The organism is Streptococcus sp. 22.1, assembly GCF_016648645.1.
Taxonomy (GTDB): domain Bacteria; phylum Bacillota; class Bacilli; order Lactobacillales; family Streptococcaceae; genus Streptococcus.
In genome coordinates, this window is the sequence record NZ_JACLQK010000011.1 from 1 (window position 1) to 15,520 (window position 15,520).

13 protein-coding genes, 1 tRNA gene and 2 pseudogenes are annotated in these 15,520 nt (G+C 40.4%); 13 read left to right on the plus strand and 3 right to left on the minus strand.

The genetic code is table 11. The features are described from left to right. The first annotated feature begins 2 nt into the window (after window positions 1-2). Both H7U04_RS06675 and tnpA read left to right on the plus strand, forming a co-directional pair. Window positions 3-76 (plus strand) — tRNA-Asn (locus H7U04_RS06675). Between the two features lie 114 nt (window positions 77-190). Then, window positions 191-469: pseudogene (gene tnpA, locus H7U04_RS06680) on the plus strand (IS200/IS605 family transposase); the annotation flags it as partial. 187 nt (window positions 470-656) lie between these two features. On the opposite strand, the pseudogene H7U04_RS06685 reads toward tnpA, so the two are convergent. Further along, window positions 657-788, minus strand: a pseudogene (locus H7U04_RS06685) (ISL3 family transposase); the annotation flags it as partial. A gap of 233 nt (window positions 789-1,021) precedes the next feature. Here H7U04_RS06685 and H7U04_RS06690 point away from each other — a divergent pair. Continuing rightward, complete coding sequence (locus H7U04_RS06690) at window positions 1,022-1,519, plus strand: sigma factor (protein WP_060973245.1); 498 nt, start codon at window positions 1,022-1,024, stop codon at window positions 1,517-1,519. Between the two features lie 107 nt (window positions 1,520-1,626). On the opposite strand, the gene H7U04_RS06695 is transcribed toward H7U04_RS06690, so the two are convergent. Next, complete coding sequence (locus tag H7U04_RS06695; RefSeq protein ID WP_110980928.1) at window positions 1,627-2,469, minus strand: mechanosensitive ion channel family protein; 843 nt, start codon at window positions 2,467-2,469, stop codon at window positions 1,627-1,629. A gap of 142 nt (window positions 2,470-2,611) precedes the next feature. Between H7U04_RS06695 and tig the strand changes: the two genes are divergently transcribed. The 8 genes from tig to H7U04_RS06735 all read left to right on the plus strand — a co-directional run bounded on the left by tig (window position 2,612) and on the right by H7U04_RS06735 (window position 11,915). Next, window positions 2,612-3,895: a trigger factor gene (gene tig / locus H7U04_RS06700; RefSeq protein WP_002889721.1), complete on the plus strand. Its 1,284-nt coding sequence runs from the start codon at window positions 2,612-2,614 to the stop codon at window positions 3,893-3,895. Window positions 3,896-4,052: 157 nt separating this feature from the next. Next, window positions 4,053-4,628 (plus strand): DNA-directed RNA polymerase subunit delta, encoded by a 576-nt coding sequence (gene rpoE, locus H7U04_RS06705; RefSeq protein ID WP_002885605.1) that lies wholly within the window; start codon window positions 4,053-4,055, stop codon window positions 4,626-4,628. 252 nt (window positions 4,629-4,880) lie between these two features. Further along, window positions 4,881-6,485, plus strand: coding sequence for a CTP synthase (locus tag H7U04_RS06710; protein WP_049545134.1), 1,605 nt, complete (start codon window positions 4,881-4,883; stop codon window positions 6,483-6,485). A gap of 94 nt (window positions 6,486-6,579) precedes the next feature. Next, on the plus strand, window positions 6,580-7,050 hold the full coding sequence (locus H7U04_RS06715) for a DUF3013 family protein (RefSeq protein WP_013989957.1): 471 nt from the start codon (window positions 6,580-6,582) through the stop codon (window positions 7,048-7,050). Window positions 7,051-7,065: 15 nt separating this feature from the next. Next, complete coding sequence (locus H7U04_RS06720) at window positions 7,066-7,533, plus strand: NUDIX hydrolase (protein WP_110980927.1); 468 nt, start codon at window positions 7,066-7,068, stop codon at window positions 7,531-7,533. Beyond that, window positions 7,512-8,465 carry a 50S ribosomal protein L11 methyltransferase gene (gene prmA, locus H7U04_RS06725; protein ID WP_013989960.1) on the plus strand — a complete coding sequence of 318 codons (954 nt, stop codon included), beginning with the start codon at window positions 7,512-7,514 and terminating at the stop codon, window positions 8,463-8,465. Before H7U04_RS06720 ends, prmA begins: the two co-directional genes overlap by 22 nt. Beyond that, window positions 8,466-9,209: a 16S rRNA (uracil(1498)-N(3))-methyltransferase gene (locus H7U04_RS06730; RefSeq protein WP_073689496.1), complete on the plus strand. Its 744-nt coding sequence runs from the start codon at window positions 8,466-8,468 to the stop codon at window positions 9,207-9,209. 165 nt (window positions 9,210-9,374) lie between these two features. Next, on the plus strand, window positions 9,375-11,915 hold the full coding sequence (locus tag H7U04_RS06735; RefSeq protein ID WP_073689495.1) for a bifunctional 2',3'-cyclic-nucleotide 2'-phosphodiesterase/3'-nucleotidase: 2,541 nt from the start codon (window positions 9,375-9,377) through the stop codon (window positions 11,913-11,915). Between the two features lie 41 nt (window positions 11,916-11,956). Here H7U04_RS06735 and nrdI read toward each other — a convergent pair whose 3' ends face one another. Beyond that, window positions 11,957-12,415 (minus strand): class Ib ribonucleoside-diphosphate reductase assembly flavoprotein NrdI, encoded by a 459-nt coding sequence (gene nrdI, locus H7U04_RS06740; protein ID WP_002883589.1) that lies wholly within the window; start codon window positions 12,413-12,415, stop codon window positions 11,957-11,959. A gap of 167 nt (window positions 12,416-12,582) precedes the next feature. Here nrdI and H7U04_RS06745 point away from each other — a divergent pair, with 167 nt between their 5' ends. Further along, window positions 12,583-14,802, plus strand: coding sequence for a RelA/SpoT family protein (locus H7U04_RS06745; protein WP_201059450.1), 2,220 nt, complete (start codon window positions 12,583-12,585; stop codon window positions 14,800-14,802). A 12-nt stretch (window positions 14,803-14,814) separates the two neighbouring features. Then, window positions 14,815-15,258, plus strand: a complete 444-nt coding sequence (gene dtd, locus H7U04_RS06750; RefSeq protein ID WP_014633809.1) for a D-aminoacyl-tRNA deacylase — start codon at window positions 14,815-14,817, stop codon at window positions 15,256-15,258. Window positions 15,259-15,520 lie beyond the last annotated feature (262 nt).

Below are 15,520 nucleotides of genomic sequence, written 5' to 3' on the forward strand. Positions count from 1 at the left end.
TATCCGCCATAGCTCAGTTGGTAGTAGCGCATGACTGTTAATCATGATGTCGTAGGTTCGAGTCCTACTGGCGGAGTATAATTCTTATTACTAGACGCAGGTCTAGCTTTTTTTGTTGTCTCACGAAAACCACTAGCTGTGCTAGTGGTTCCGAAAAGCTTTTAGCGATGTATCAAAAAAGTCCCCCTAATTGGTGAGTATACCACCGAAACTAAGTATTTCCTCATTTATAGGATATTTAAAGGGCAAAAGTAGCTTAATGATATTTGATCGACACGCTAATTTAAAGTATAAATATGGAAATCGCAAATTTTGGTGTTGAGGATTTTATGTTGATACGGTTGGACGAAATCAGAAGCGAATTGAAGAATATATTCGTAATCAATTACAAGAAGACGTGATAGCAGATCAGCTAAGTCTATTTGAGGAGTATGATCCGTTTACAGGTGAGAAGAATAAGAGAAAGTAATCTTAAAGAGACCCGCTAGACGGGTCAGCTAGCAAAGGTGGTGCTGAAGGGAAACCATTCGGTAGGCCTTTAGGCCTCGGCCGGTAGCAGAGGCTTTCAGCCGAAGAGCAAGCCACCCGTTCTCATGGGTTGTTTTGACTGATCTGTTTGTCAACCGTAGTGAGTGACGAAAAGCTAATATCTAGAGAGGACATAGTGGTATAGGGTAATCAAGTTTTGCTTGAATCTCGATATGAGTGTTAGTTTCAAAAACAAGTGAAATCTTGATATTTTACTCTTTATTTCCGATTAATTCGGTGGTATTCTTAATAGGTCTTATAAGTTCTTCCTAATGATGGTTTGGTCGCTTTTCATTATAGTTCTTATGGGACTTTTTGTGTATACTCAAAAAGCTCTATAAGAACTACAGTGGTTTTTATCCGCTTCAGAAATTATAGAGCCTATCATTTTTATAGTGACATATATGTCTCTATTTTATTTCTTATGTATCTCTTATAATAGGTTTCGTAATTATTTTAATTGCAAATATTTTATCTATTTATAGGAGGTTTAATGGAACAAGAAGTTTTTGTTCATGCATATGAAGTTGTAAGGCCGATTGTACTTAAGGCTAGTAGACAATATTTCATCCAACTTTGGGACCAAGCTGATATGGAGCAAGAAGCTATGATGACGCTTTATCAGCTTTTAGAAAAGTTTCCTGAATTAAAGTCTGATGATGATAAGTTACGGCGATATTTTAAAACGAAATTTAGGAATAGACTTAATGATGAGGTTAGAAGGCAGGAGTCTGTAAAACGACAAGCTAATCGACAATGTTATATCGAAATTTCAGATATTGCTTTTTGTCTCCCAAATAAAGAGTTAGATGCTGTTGATAGGCTTGTTTATGACGAGCAGCTTAATGCTTTCCGTAATCAGTTGTCTTCGGAAGATTCTACTAAGTTAGACCGTTTGCTAGCTGGGGAGTGTTTTAGAGGTCGAAAAAAGATGATTCGAGAGTTAAAATTTTGGATGGTTGATTTTGATCCTTACAATGAAGATGATTAATTCTTAATATAGAACCTTGACTAGCATTATTGATTAATATGAATAAAAAACACTTCGAAAGTAGATTTATCTTATCTATCTTTTGAAGTGTTTTTAATGTAATGAATTTATTTTACTGATATAGGGTTCCCAATGAATCTTGGAAGTTCAATATTTTCTTTGGTTAGGGCTTCTTGGTAAAGTTTTAAGAAATCAGCATAGATATGAATTTGTTGTCCATTTTGTGTAAAAATATCAATACGAAATACTAGTTGTCCAGAAGGAGTTGTGCTTAATCCAATGATATTTGGAGCTCCACAGATTTGAGGATAGTTTTCAATGTTTTCTCGATTTACTTCTTGTATGATGCTTGTCACCTTATTGATATCGGTTGACGGATAGACTGGGATATCAATTTGAGCTCTCATGTCCCCTCGAGATTTGTTGGATACAATTGTGATATTTCTGTTAGGTATAAAATGGAGGGTTCCATCAAATCCTCGAATTTGAGTAGTTCGAATACCTACGGTTGAAACAAGGCCTGTAACGGCTCCTACTTCAACTGCGTCACCGACTTCAAATTGGTTTTCTAACAATATGAAAAAACCATTAACGACATCAGATAGGAAGCCCTGAGCTCCTAGACCAAGAGCAACCCCAGCAAGTCCTGCCCCAGCAAGGAGGCTAGATACTGGGACCCCAAGGATACTAAGAAGACAGTAAACAAGGAAGAAGTATAGCACGTAGTTCATGCAATTGTGTAGTAATCGTTCAATGGTTTTTTGTCGAGCAGGTGTTTGAATTGTCCAAGCTAGAGAGCGTCCCACTGTATGTTTAAAAAGGAAGTTGATAATCTTCTTACTAAGAAGAAAGATGATGAGGAGAATAAGGAGTTTAATCCCTTTCGTAATGAGTACCATTAGGGTCTCTTCAAAATTAAATTGTTGGATGTATCTTTGTAAAATATTCATAGCTCTAGTTTATCAAAATTTTGAAAAAGTAGCAGTTTCTAACGATTTTCTTGTGATTAAATTGGATAAAAAAACTTTTAAAAGGCTTTGAAATATGGTAAACTAAACTGTATCTATAAAAAATTTTAAGGAGAATGACTACATGTCTGTATCATTTGAAAACACAGCCACTAACCGTGGTGTGGTGACATTCACTATCGGTCAAGATAAAATTCAACCAGCTTTGGATCAAGCATTTAACAAGGTTAAAAAGAATTTGAACGCTCCAGGCTTCCGTAAAGGACACATGCCTCGTGCCGTATTTAACCAAAAATTTGGTGAAGAAGCTCTTTACGACGATGCTTTGAATGCAATTCTTCCAGCAGCTTATGAAGCAGCGATTGCTGAACTTGGTCTTGATGTTGTTGCACAACCAAAAATTGATGTAAAATCAATTGAAAAAGGTCAAGATTGGACACTTACTGCAGAAGTTGTTACAAAACCTGAAGTAAAACTTGGTGCATATAAAGATCTTGAAGTTTCAGTTGAAGCTTCTAAAGAAGTTACTGATGAAGAAGTTGATGCTAAGCTTGAAAACGAACGCAAAAACTTGGCTGAATTGGTTGTTAAAGAAGGTGCAGCCGAAAATGGCGACACTGTTGTTATCGACTTTGTTGGTTCAGTAGACGGTGTTGAATTTGATGGTGGTAAAGGTGAAAACCACTCTCTTGAACTTGGTTCAGGTCAATTTATCCCAGGTTTCGAGGACCAATTGGTTGGAGCAAAAGCTGGTGATGAAGTAGAAGTTAAAGTAACTTTCCCAGAAGACTATCAAGCTGCTGACCTTGCAGGTAAAGCTGCTGTATTTGTTACTAAAGTTAACGAAGTTAAAGCTAAAGAAGTTCCAGCTCTTGATGATGAGTTGGCTAAAGATCTTGACGATGAAGTCGAAACTCTTGACGAGTTGAAAGCTAAATACCGTAAAGAACTTGAAGCAGCTAAAGAAATTGCATTTGATGACGCTGTTGAAGGTGCTGCACTTGATTTGGCTGTTGAAAACGCTGAAATCGTTGAATTGCCAGCAGAAATGGTTGAAGACGAAGTTCACCGTGCTATGAACGAATTCATGGGCAACATGCAACGTCAAGGTATCTCTCCTGAAATGTACTTCCAAATCACTGGTACAACTCAAGAAGATCTTCACAAACAATATGAAGCTGACGCTGACAAACGTGTGAAAACTAACCTTGTTATCGAAGCTGTTGCTGCTGCTGAAGGATTCGACGCTACAGAAGAAGAAATCCAAAAAGAAATTAACGATCTTGCAGCTGAGTACAACATGGAAGTATCACAAGTTTCTGCACTTCTTTCACCTGAAATGCTTAAACACGATATCACTATGAAGAAAGCTGTTGAAGTTATCACAAGCACAGCAAAAGTTAAATAATATGACTAAAATCAAGTTTCTGTTGAGACTTGATTTTTTCTTCTATAAATGCTTTGACTATTGACTCTTTTTAGCGTAAAATAAAAGGTAGCGAAAAATTGATTGCTGAGCTATTTCTGATAGAAACTAGCTTGAGTAAGAATGAAGGAGAACCACTTTGGAACTAGACGTATTTGCTGGACAAGAAAAAAGTGAATTATCAATGATTGAAGTGGCCCGTGCTATCTTAGAAACACGTGGTCGTGATAATGAAATGTATTTCAATGATTTGGTCAATGAAATTCAAAATTACTTAGAAAAATCGGATGCTGATATCCGCAATGCTTTGCCATTCTTTTATTCAGATTTGAATACGGATGGAAGTTTCATTCCACTAGGTGATAACAAATGGGGCTTGCGTTCATGGTATGCAATTGATGAAATCGATGAAGAGGTCATCACATTGGAAGATACTGATGAAAATGCACCAAAACGTAAGAACAAGAAAGTTAATGCCTTCATGGATGGTGATGAAGATGCCATCGATTATAATGACGATGATCCAGAAGACGAGAACTTTACACCTGATTCTGATAGTCTTGAATATGACGACGATAGCGAAGATGATGAGAAAGCCGAAGTGGAATCTTATGACTCTGAGTTGAATGAAATTATTCCAGATGATGATTTGGATGATGTTGAGTTGTCAGAAGAAGATGATGACGATGACTATGAGGACGAGTCAAACGACTAAGTTTTCATTGACAAATGGTCTTGGATAGTTTAGACTATTTATCGGGCACCTCTTTTGAAGAGGTCATGATTAAGGCTCCCAGAGTAAAACTCTTGGGGGTCATTTTTGTTTTTAGTCATTTACTGGACTTGTCTAAGGTGAGGTACTTTGTACGGCACCCATCAGGTACTAGGAAAGGACTATCATGATTATCTGAGTGGGTAACCAATCTGCTATCTGTAGTTGTTTTGAATTATATTATAAGGAGTTAACATGACAAAATATATTTTCGTCACTGGTGGTGTGGTATCTTCAATTGGTAAAGGGATTGTAGCTGCAAGTCTTGGGCGTTTGCTTAAGAACCGTGGTCTTAAGGTTACGATTCAAAAATTTGATCCTTACATCAATATTGACCCAGGAACAATGAGTCCTTACCAACACGGTGAAGTTTATGTCACTGATGATGGTACTGAAACTGACCTTGACCTTGGTCACTACGAACGTTTTATTGATATCAATCTTAATAAATACTCTAACGTGACTACTGGTAAGATTTATAGCGAAGTTTTGCGTAAGGAACGTAAAGGAGAGTATCTTGGTGCGACTGTTCAGGTGATTCCGCATATCACAGATGCTTTGAAAGACAAGATTAAGCGCGCAGCGACAACAACTGATTCAGATGTCATTATCACTGAAGTTGGTGGTACGGTTGGTGATATTGAAAGTCTTCCATTCCTTGAAGCTCTTCGTCAAATGAAGGCTGATGTGGGCTCTGACAACGTTATGTATATCCACACAACGCTTCTTCCTTATTTGAAGGCTGCTGGTGAAATGAAGACAAAACCAACGCAACACTCTGTTAAGGAATTGCGTGGTTTGGGTATCCAACCAAATATGTTGGTTATTCGTACAGAACAACCTGCTGGTCAGGGAATCAAGAATAAATTAGCTCAATTCTGTGATGTTGCACCTGAGGCTGTTATCGAATCACTCGACGTGGAACATATCTATCAAGTGCCACTTAATATGCAGGCTCAAGGTATGGATCAAATCGTTTGTGATCATTTGAAACTGGATGCTCCAGCTGCAGATATGACAGAGTGGTCTGCTATGGTTGATAAGGTGCTTAACCTTAAGAAAACAACTAAAATTGCTCTTGTTGGTAAGTATGTGGAGCTTCACGATGCTTACTTGTCAGTAGTTGAGGCACTTAAACACTCAGGTTTGGCAAATGATACTGCCATTGATATTGACTGGGTCAATGCTAATGATTTGACTGCTGAAAATGTTGCTTCTCGTTTGGCTGATGCTGATGGTATTATTGTTCCTGGTGGTTTCGGTCAACGTGGTACTGAAGGTAAGATTCAAGCTATTCGTTATGCACGTGAAAATGATGTGCCAATGTTAGGTGTCTGTCTCGGTATGCAATTAACATGTATTGAGTTTGCTCGCCACGTTCTTCACTTGGATGGCGCTAATTCAGCTGAGCTTGATCCAAACACAAAATATCCAATTATAGATATTATGCGTGATCAAATTGACATTGAAGACATGGGTGGTACTCTTCGTCTTGGTCTTTACCCATGTAAGTTGAAACCAGGTTCTAAGGCAGCTGCAGCTTATGGCAACCAAGAAGTTGTTCAACGTCGTCACCGTCACCGTTATGAATTCAATACTAAATTCCGTGAACAGTTTGAGGCTGAAGGTTTTGTATTCTCAGGTGTGTCACCGGATAATCGTTTGATGGAAGTTGTAGAACTCCCAGACAAGAAATTCTTTGTGGCAGCGCAATACCACCCAGAATATCATAGCCGTCCAAACCATGCTGAAGAACTTTACAGTGCCTTTGTGACAGCAGCGGTTGAAAATGCTAAATAATTATCTAAGACAGAGTGGGATAGCCTACTCTGTTTTTTATTGGCTCCTTTTATGCTAAAATAAAGGGAATAATAAGAAAGAACGAGGAAAACAAATGGCTAAATTCGGCTTTTTGTCAGTATTAGAAGAAGAACTGGATAAGCACCTGGACTATGATTTTGCGATGGACTGGGATAAAAAGAATCATGCTGTGGAAGTAACGTTTATCTTGGAAGCGCAAAACAGTAGCAATGTGGAGACTATTGATGATAAGGGTGAAGTGTCTGATGAAGATGTCATTTTTGAAGACTACGTGCTCTTTTACAATCCAGCAAAATCACGTTTTGATGAAGAGGACTACCTAGTGACAATCCCATATGAACCTAAGAAAGGTCTATCTCGTGAGTTTTTGGCCTATTTTGCGGAGACCTTGAATGAGGTGGCGACAGAAGGATTGAGTGACTTGATGGATTTTCTATCTGATGATGGACCTGAGGAATTCGGTTTGGTTTGGGACAAAGATGCTTTCGAAAAAGGGAAAGCTCAACTTGAAGAGAAGGAATTTTTTGCTTATCCAAGGTATTAAAGGGAGCGAAAAGGGATGGATGCTTATTTAAAAAATCAGTTTGATTTTACAGGTGTTAAGGCTGCCTTACTCGTAGAGCAAAGTATTTTGGTCATTCTCAGAGATAATAAACCAGATATTCCTTGGCCAAATACATGGGAGTTGCCAGGTGGTGGAAGAGAAGGTCAAGAAACGCCTCTTGAATGTCTTCAACGTGAGGTCTGGGAGGAGCTGGGCTTGACTTTGACAGAGGAATCGATTATTTGGTCGAAAATCTATCCTAGTATGTTGGATAAAGATAGGTCAGCTGTCTTTGTGGTTGGCCGAATTAGCCAAGAGCAGTATCGTGAGATTCGTTTTGGTGACGAGGGGCAGGAATTTAAACTAATGCCTGTAGAGGATTTTATAAAAGCAGAAGGTGTCATTCCCCAGTTGCAGGAACGCTTTAAAGACTATTTATCAGAAAAGGACGAAAATAATATATGGACAAATGGCAAGAATTAACGATTGAGGTTAATCGTGAGGTCGAAGAGGCGGCTTCTAATATTTTAATTGAATCTGGTAGTCAAGGTGTGGCTATTGATGATAGTGCAGATTATTTGGAAAATGCGGACCGTTTTGGTGAGCTTTATCCTGAGGTTGAACAGGTTGAGACGGTTAAAATTACGGCTTATTATCCGGAGTCAGCAGATATCGAAGCTATTACTAAGCAGGTTAATGAGCGTTTGGCTGAGTTGACGGATTTTGGTCTTGAAACTGGAGATATTCACTTGGCTACTCAAGAATTGGTTGAAGAAGACTGGGCTGAGAATTGGAAGAAGTACTATGAACCAGCTCGCATTACCCACGATTTGACTATCGTACCGTCATGGACGGATTATGAGGCATCAGTAGGTGAGAAGATTATCAAGCTAGATCCTGGCATGGCCTTTGGGACAGGAACACACCCGACAACTAAGATGAGTCTTTTTGCACTCGAACAGGTGCTTCGTGGTGGCGAGACGGTGATTGATGTGGGAACTGGTTCGGGTGTCCTCTCGATTGCTAGCTCTCTTCTTGGAGCTAAGGAAATCTATGCCTATGACCTTGACGATGTGGCGGTTCGAGTGGCACAGGAAAACATTGATATGAATCCTGGCATGGAAAATATCCACGTTGCTGCAGGTGATCTTTTGAAGGGAGTAACTCAAGAAGCTGATGTTATCGTGGCTAATATTTTGGCGGATATTCTCATCCATCTGACGGAAGATGCCTACCGTTTGGTTAAAGATGAAGGTTATTTGATTATGTCAGGGATTATCTCTGAAAAATGGGATATGGTGCGTGAATCGGCTGAGAAAGCTGGTTTCTTCCTAGAAACTCACATGGTTCAGGGAGAGTGGAATGCTTGTGTCTTCAAGAAGACAGATGATATTTCAGGTGTGATCGGAGGCTAAATGCAACAGTATTTTATAAAGGGGCAAGTTGAAAATCCAGTAATCATCAAAGATAAGGATACTGTGAAGCATATGTTTAACGTTATGCGTTTAACAGAGGATGATCAGGTTGTCTTGGTTTTTGAAGACGGTATCAAGCGTCTTGCGCGTGTGACTGACCGTGAGAACCATGTCTTTGAAGTGATTGAAGACTTAAATGATAATGTTGAGATGCCTGTATCTGTAACCATTGCCTCTGGCTTTCCCAAGGGAGATAAGCTAGAGTTGGTGACACAAAAGGCAACAGAGCTTGGAGCTCAGGCTATTTGGTCCTTCCCTGCCGACTGGTCTGTGGTCAAGTGGGATGGTAAGAAGCTTGCCAAGAAGGAAGATAAACTTGCCAAGATTGCTCTAGGAGCTGCAGAACAATCCAAGCGTAATCGTGTTCCAGAAGTTAGATTGTTCGAGAAGAAGGGAGAATTTCTATCAGAATTAGATAATTTTGATAAGATTTTTATCGCCTATGAGGAAACCGCCAAAGCGGGCGAGTTGGCTACTCTAGCTCGTGAGTTGGCTCAGGTAGAGAGTGGTCAGAAAATTCTCTTTATCTTTGGACCAGAAGGTGGTATTTCTCCGTCTGAGATTGATGCTTTTGAGGAAGCTGGTGGCCTTAAAATTGGGCTTGGACCGCGTATTATGCGGACGGAAACGGCTCCTCTCTACGCTTTGAGTAGTGTCAGTTATGCCCTAGAATTGAATAAATAAGAGAAAGTTGGCCTTGTTCCAACTTTTTTTGTATTTGACACTTTTAAGCTAAGATTGCATCTTGCCATTGGTTTTGTATGACAAATCGAGTAATTCTAAAAAAGTTGATAATCTTATTTAGTTTTAATATAATTGTATTATCTTTATAAAAGGGGAAGATTTTTAATGAAAACGAATCGTTATGTGACTCAATCCGCTGTGGTTTTGGGCCTTTTTGCTCTCTTGACCGTGCCACAAGTCGTAGGGCAAGCTGATGAAGCAACGGCACCTGTATCAACTACTTCTACGGAAACTGTGGCAGATAGTGGTGCATCAGTAGTATCAGGACAAGGAACTTCTGGGACAGCTGTTCAAGGAGGAACAGAGACTGTCTCTGCTACACCAACAACAGTAGCGACAAATGCGTCTACAGAGACATCAGCTAATACCTCAACGACCCAAGCAAGTCAAGAAGCCAGTGCTGTTTTGACGAATGCCAATCAGGTGACACCAGCAGTGCCAGTACAGGCTGAAACTGTTACAGAGCCTGCTCATGAGGGGCAGACCGTTGATATGCAGATTTTGTCAACAACAGACCTTCATACCAACTTAGTTAACTATGATTATTATCAAGATAAGCCGTCTCAAACAGTTGGTTTGTCTAAAACTGCTGTCCTTATCAAAAAAGCCCGTGAAACCAATCCCAATACGGTTTTAGTGGACAGTGGGGATACGATTCAGGGAACTCCTTTTGGGACTTATAAGGCTTTGATTGATCCTGTTGCCCAAGGTGAGACTCACCCTATGTATAAGGCTTTTGAGATGCTTGGTTACGATGCCGAAACGCTTGGCAACCACGAGTTTAACTATGGCCTAGAATTTTTGGATCGTATGGTTAAGGCTGCTAAGATCAACATTATCAATGCCAATGTGCGTAATGCTCAGACTGGTGATTACTATTACAATCCATATAAGATTGTTAACAAGACCTTTACTGATACGGACGGCAAACAGGTAACACTAAAAATCGGTATTACTGGTGTCCTTCCAACACAGATTTTGGTTTGGGATAAGGCCAACCTTGAAGGTAAGGTAACCGTTGATGATCCAATGGAGGCTGTTAAGGCTATCGTTCCTAAGATGAAGGCTGCAGGAGCTGACTATATTCTTGTTGCTGCTCACTCTGGTATTGGTGATAATGAATACACTAAGAACGAAGAAAATGAAGGTTACCAAATTGCTGGTATCGAAGGCGTTGATGCTGTTGCGACAGGGCATTCTCACGCGGATTTCCCAAATGGAGACGGTACGAGTTTTTATGCGAAATACCCTGGTGTAGATGATGTCAATGGTCTCATCAATGGGAAACCTGTGGTTATGGCTGGTAAATTCGGGGATCATCTAGGTATCATGGATGTTAAATTGACTTACACGGACGGCAAATGGAAAGTTGTCAATAGTAAGGCCAAGCTTGAAAAGATTGATACTAAGTCAGATGTTGCGGACAAGGACTTAATTGACATGGCAGCTCATGACCATAATGGAACAATCAACTATGTTCGTAAGGAAGTTGGTGAGACTACTGCACCAATTACTAGCTACTTTGCTCAGGTTCAGGATGATCCATCTATTCAAATCGTTAATAATGCACAACTATGGTATGCTAAAAAACAAGTAGCGGGAACAGCAGATGAGAATCTTCCACTCCTCTCAGCTGCAGCACCTTTCAAGGCAGGGACTCGTGGGGATGCGACCTACTATACCGATATCCCAGCTGGCCCATTGGCCATTAAGAACGTCGCAGACCTCTACCTCTACGACAATGTTACTGCCCTACTCAAAGTGACTGGGGCACAAATTAAAGAATGGTTGGAAATGTCTGCAGGACAGTTCAATCAAATTGATCCTAACAGCAAAGAACCACAGCAACTCATTAACAGTAGCTATCGCTCATACAATTATGATGTGATTGATGGGTTGACTTATAAGTTTGATTTGACACAACCTAACAAATACGATCGCGAAGGTAAGTTGGTTAACCCAGACGCTAGCCGTGTTCGTGACTTGGCTTATCAAGGTAAACCTATTGATTTGAATCAGACTTTCCTTGTCGTGACTAACAACTATCGTGCGACTGGTAACTTCCCTGGTGTTAAAGATGCTGCCGAAAAACGCCTCCTCAATCTTGAGAATCGTCAGGCCATCATTGATTATATCGTTAGCGAGAAGACAATTAACCCAACTGCCGATGGAAATTGGAGTTTCGTTCCTAATATCACGAATGCAGATATCCGTTTTGCTTCATCTGACAATGCGCGTGCCCACCTTGCAGGTCAGGATGCCATTAGTTATGTAGGACCATCAACACAAGCAGGATTTGCAGAGTACCGCTTGATTGTTAAGGAAAAGGCAAATCAAGTTGAGGATACGACTAAGAAAGAATCTGAGAAGTCACCAAAAGGTTCTGAGACAGCGGATCAAACTAAGCGTGAGACACCAAAAGCTACTGTAGGTGCCAGCGTGGCTAAACCTGCCCCAGCTATCCAATTGTCAAATGCTCAAGTCGTTATCTTGCCTCAAGCTCAAGCACAAGAAGCTCAAGGTTCAAGTTCAGTTAAGGCCTTGCCAAACACTGGTTCAGACGAATCTGTGTCGGCAACTTTAGCTGGTCTGATTCTTATGACCTTGGTTGGATTCTTTGGAATCAAAAAACACGAAAAAAATTAAGCAAAGGAAAAAGCCCCTATCAGGGCTTTTTTGCTCTAGTTTTAGCGTTGGTTAAAGTTCTTTTGGGCTTCTAGGATAATAGGTGCCAGACGTTCGATATCAGACTGTGTGCCGCGTAGCTCGAAGTCTCCCAACATTGGGAAGCCAAAACGTTGACTGTACTGTTTGGCGGTTAGGCAGTACTGGTTATTGAAGTTACGGTTACCAGAACCGATGATACCAAAACAACGTTCGTGATTGCCATGGGCCGCGATAAAGTCACCCAGTGGATTGGTTAGGATCTCAACATCTCCATTGTCAACGCCATTTCCTCCTTCAAGGTAGGTTGGTAAGAGTGCGACAAAGGGTTCATCTACTTGGAAGGTTTCATGATTAAGCTCTTTAATATTGATTTGGCGACATTCAATCCCGTGGTTGAGGGACAGATAGTCAGACATACGTTTGACAAAGCTTTGGGTATTGCCACTTAGACTAATATAAACGAGGGTAAGTTGAGACATAAGCGTCCTCTTTCTATCTATATCTTGTGTTTGTTCAATCATTCTAACACAAGATATTGTGCTTTTCAAGTTAGCTCCTTGTACTTAAGAATTGCCTATCTAGCTCTTTTTCTTTACTTGTAAAAGTGATAAAATAAAGGTTATTAAAAGAAGCGAAGGAAGAAATCATGGCTAAAGATAAAAATGTAACAGGAGAAGAAATTTTAGACATTTGTTCGGCCTACATGTCAGCAAATGATTTGAAATTAGTTGAAAAAGCCTGGCATTATGCGACAGATGCTCATAGTGGGCAATCTCGACAGTCAGGAGAACCTTATATTATTCACCCTATTCAAGTGGCAGGTATCCTGGCAGATCTCCATCTTGATGCAGTGACAGTAGCCTGTGGTTTCTTACACGATGTCGTTGAAGACACCGAAAAAACACTCGATGATTTGGAAGCGGATTTTGGTACAGATGTACGAAATATCGTGGATGGTGTTACTAAGCTTGGTAAGGTTGAGTACAAGTCCCATGAGGAGCAGTTGGCTGAAAACCACCGTAAGATGCTTATGGCCATGTCTAAGGATATCCGTGTCATCTTGGTTAAATTGGCCGACCGTTTGCACAATATGCGTACCCTTAAGCATCTTCGTAAGGATAAGCAAGAGCGCATTTCTCGCGAAACTATGGAAATCTATGCTCCTTTGGCCCACCGTTTAGGTATTAGTCGTATCAAATGGGAATTGGAAGATATGTCCTTCCGTTACCTTAATGAGGTGGAATTTTACAAGATTTCTCACATGATGAAGGAAAAACGTCGTGAGCGTGAGGAACTCGTGGACGAGATTGTCGATAAAATTAAGACTTACACAGCTGAACAAGGACTTGTTGGTGATGTTTATGGTCGTCCAAAGCATATCTACTCTATTTATCGTAAGATGCGCGACAAGAAAAAGCGCTTTGATCAAATCTATGATTTGATTGCCATCCGTTGTGTTATGGAGACGCATAGTGATGTTTACGCCATGTTGGGATACATCCATGAACTCTGGCGTCCGATGCCTGGCCGTTTTAAAGACTATATTGCCAATCCTAAATCCAATGGTTACCAGTCTATCCATACAACGGTTTATGGGCCAAAAGGGCCTATTGAAATTCAAATCCGTACCAAGGAAATGCACCAAGTTGCCGAATACGGGGTTGCAGCTCACTGGGCTTACAAGAAAGGTATCAAGGGCAAGGTAGATTCGAATGAGTCTGCTTTGGGAATGAACTGGATTAAAGATCTTGTTGAACTTCAAGACGCCTCAAATGGTGATGCTATGGGGTTTGTGGACTCTGTTAAAGAGGATATCTTCTCAGAGCGTATTTATGTCTTTACGCCAAATGGTGCTGTTCAGGAATTGCCTAAAGATTCAGGACCTATTGACTTTGCCTATGCCATCCATACCCAAGTTGGTGAGAAGGCCACAGGTGCTAAGGTTAATGGTCGTATGGTGCCCTTGACTGCTAAACTCAAGACAGGTGATGTGGTTGAGATTGTCACCAATGCCAATTCCTTTGGTCCTAGCCGTGACTGGATTAAGATGGTTAAGACCACTAAGGCCAGAAATAAAATTCGTCAATTCTTTAAAAATCAGGACAAGGAAGCTTCCATCACCAAGGGTCGTGAGCTTTTGATTGCCTACTTCCAAGAGCATGGCTATATTGCCAATAAGTACCTAGACAAGAAACATATTGAGGAAATTCTCCCTCGTATGAGTGTGCGTAGTGAAGAAGCTCTCTATGCCGCTGTTGGCTTTGGCGAAATTAGTGCTGCTGCTGTTTTCAATCGTCTGACAGAAAAAGAACGCCGCGAGGAAGAGCGTGCTAAGGCAAAAGCTGAAGCTGAAGAGCTAATGAACGGTGGCGAAGTTAAGACTGAGAAGAAAGAGGTTCTTAAGGTTAAGAGTGAAAATGGCGTCATCATTCAAGGTGCGTCAGGTCTCCTCATGCGTATCGCTAAGTGCTGTAACCCAGTACCTGGAGATGAGATTGAAGGTTATATCACCAAGGGCCGTGGTATCGCTATTCACCGTTCAGATTGTAATAATATCAAGAATCAAGAAGGTTATGAACAACGTTTAATCGAAGTAGAGTGGGATGAACGTAATGCCAATAAATCTTATTTGGCAGAGATTGACATCTATGGCCTTAACCGTTCTGGTCTGTTGAATGATGTTCTTCAAATCTTGTCAAATACGACCAAGAGCATTGCTACGGTCAATGCGCAACCGACTAAGGACATGAAGTTTGCCAATATTCACGTTAGCTTTGAAATTGCAAACCTTATTGAATTGACTGGTCTTGTGGATAAGATTAAAATTATCCCTGATGTTTACAGTGTTAAACGTACGAATGGTTAAGGAGTTACTGCGATGAAGATTGTAATTCAGCGTGTGCAAAGTGCCTCTGTGGTTATTGAGGATTGTACAGTTGGCGCTATTAAGCAGGGACTCTTACTCTTGGTTGGAGTTGGTCCCGAGGACACCAAAGAGGACCTAGAGTATGCAGTTCGTAAGATTGTCAATATGCGCATTTTTTCAGATGAAGATGGCAAGATGAATCTTTCTGTTAAGGATATTGGCGGCCAGATTTTGTCGATTTCTCAGTTTACGCTTTTTGCAGATACGAAAAAGGGGAATCGACCAGCATTTACAGGTGCTGCAAAGCCCGACATGGCTAGCCAGTTATATGACGATTTCAACCATTCCTTGTCAACTCATGTTCCTGTAGAAAGAGGACGCTTTGGCGCAGATATGCAGGTTAGCCTGGTTAATGACGGACCTGTGACCATTATTTTAGATACCAAAAATCGATAAACAAACCATTTCTCGCCTTGTGTGAGAGGTGGTTTTTTTATTCTCTCACATGAACTATTTAGGTGATGGATTTTCATTATTTGGGATTTATTTTTGTCATTTAAAGTAGACTGAATCAAGTGAATATTTAATGAAATTAGAAAATGTTGTTCTCAAATTTCTGAAAAAACCTGACCATTCATGATGAAAAAATTACCGTTTACGAGGATTACCGGAAATTCCCTTGTCTTACAAAAAAGATTAAGTTAACATTAGTTTCATA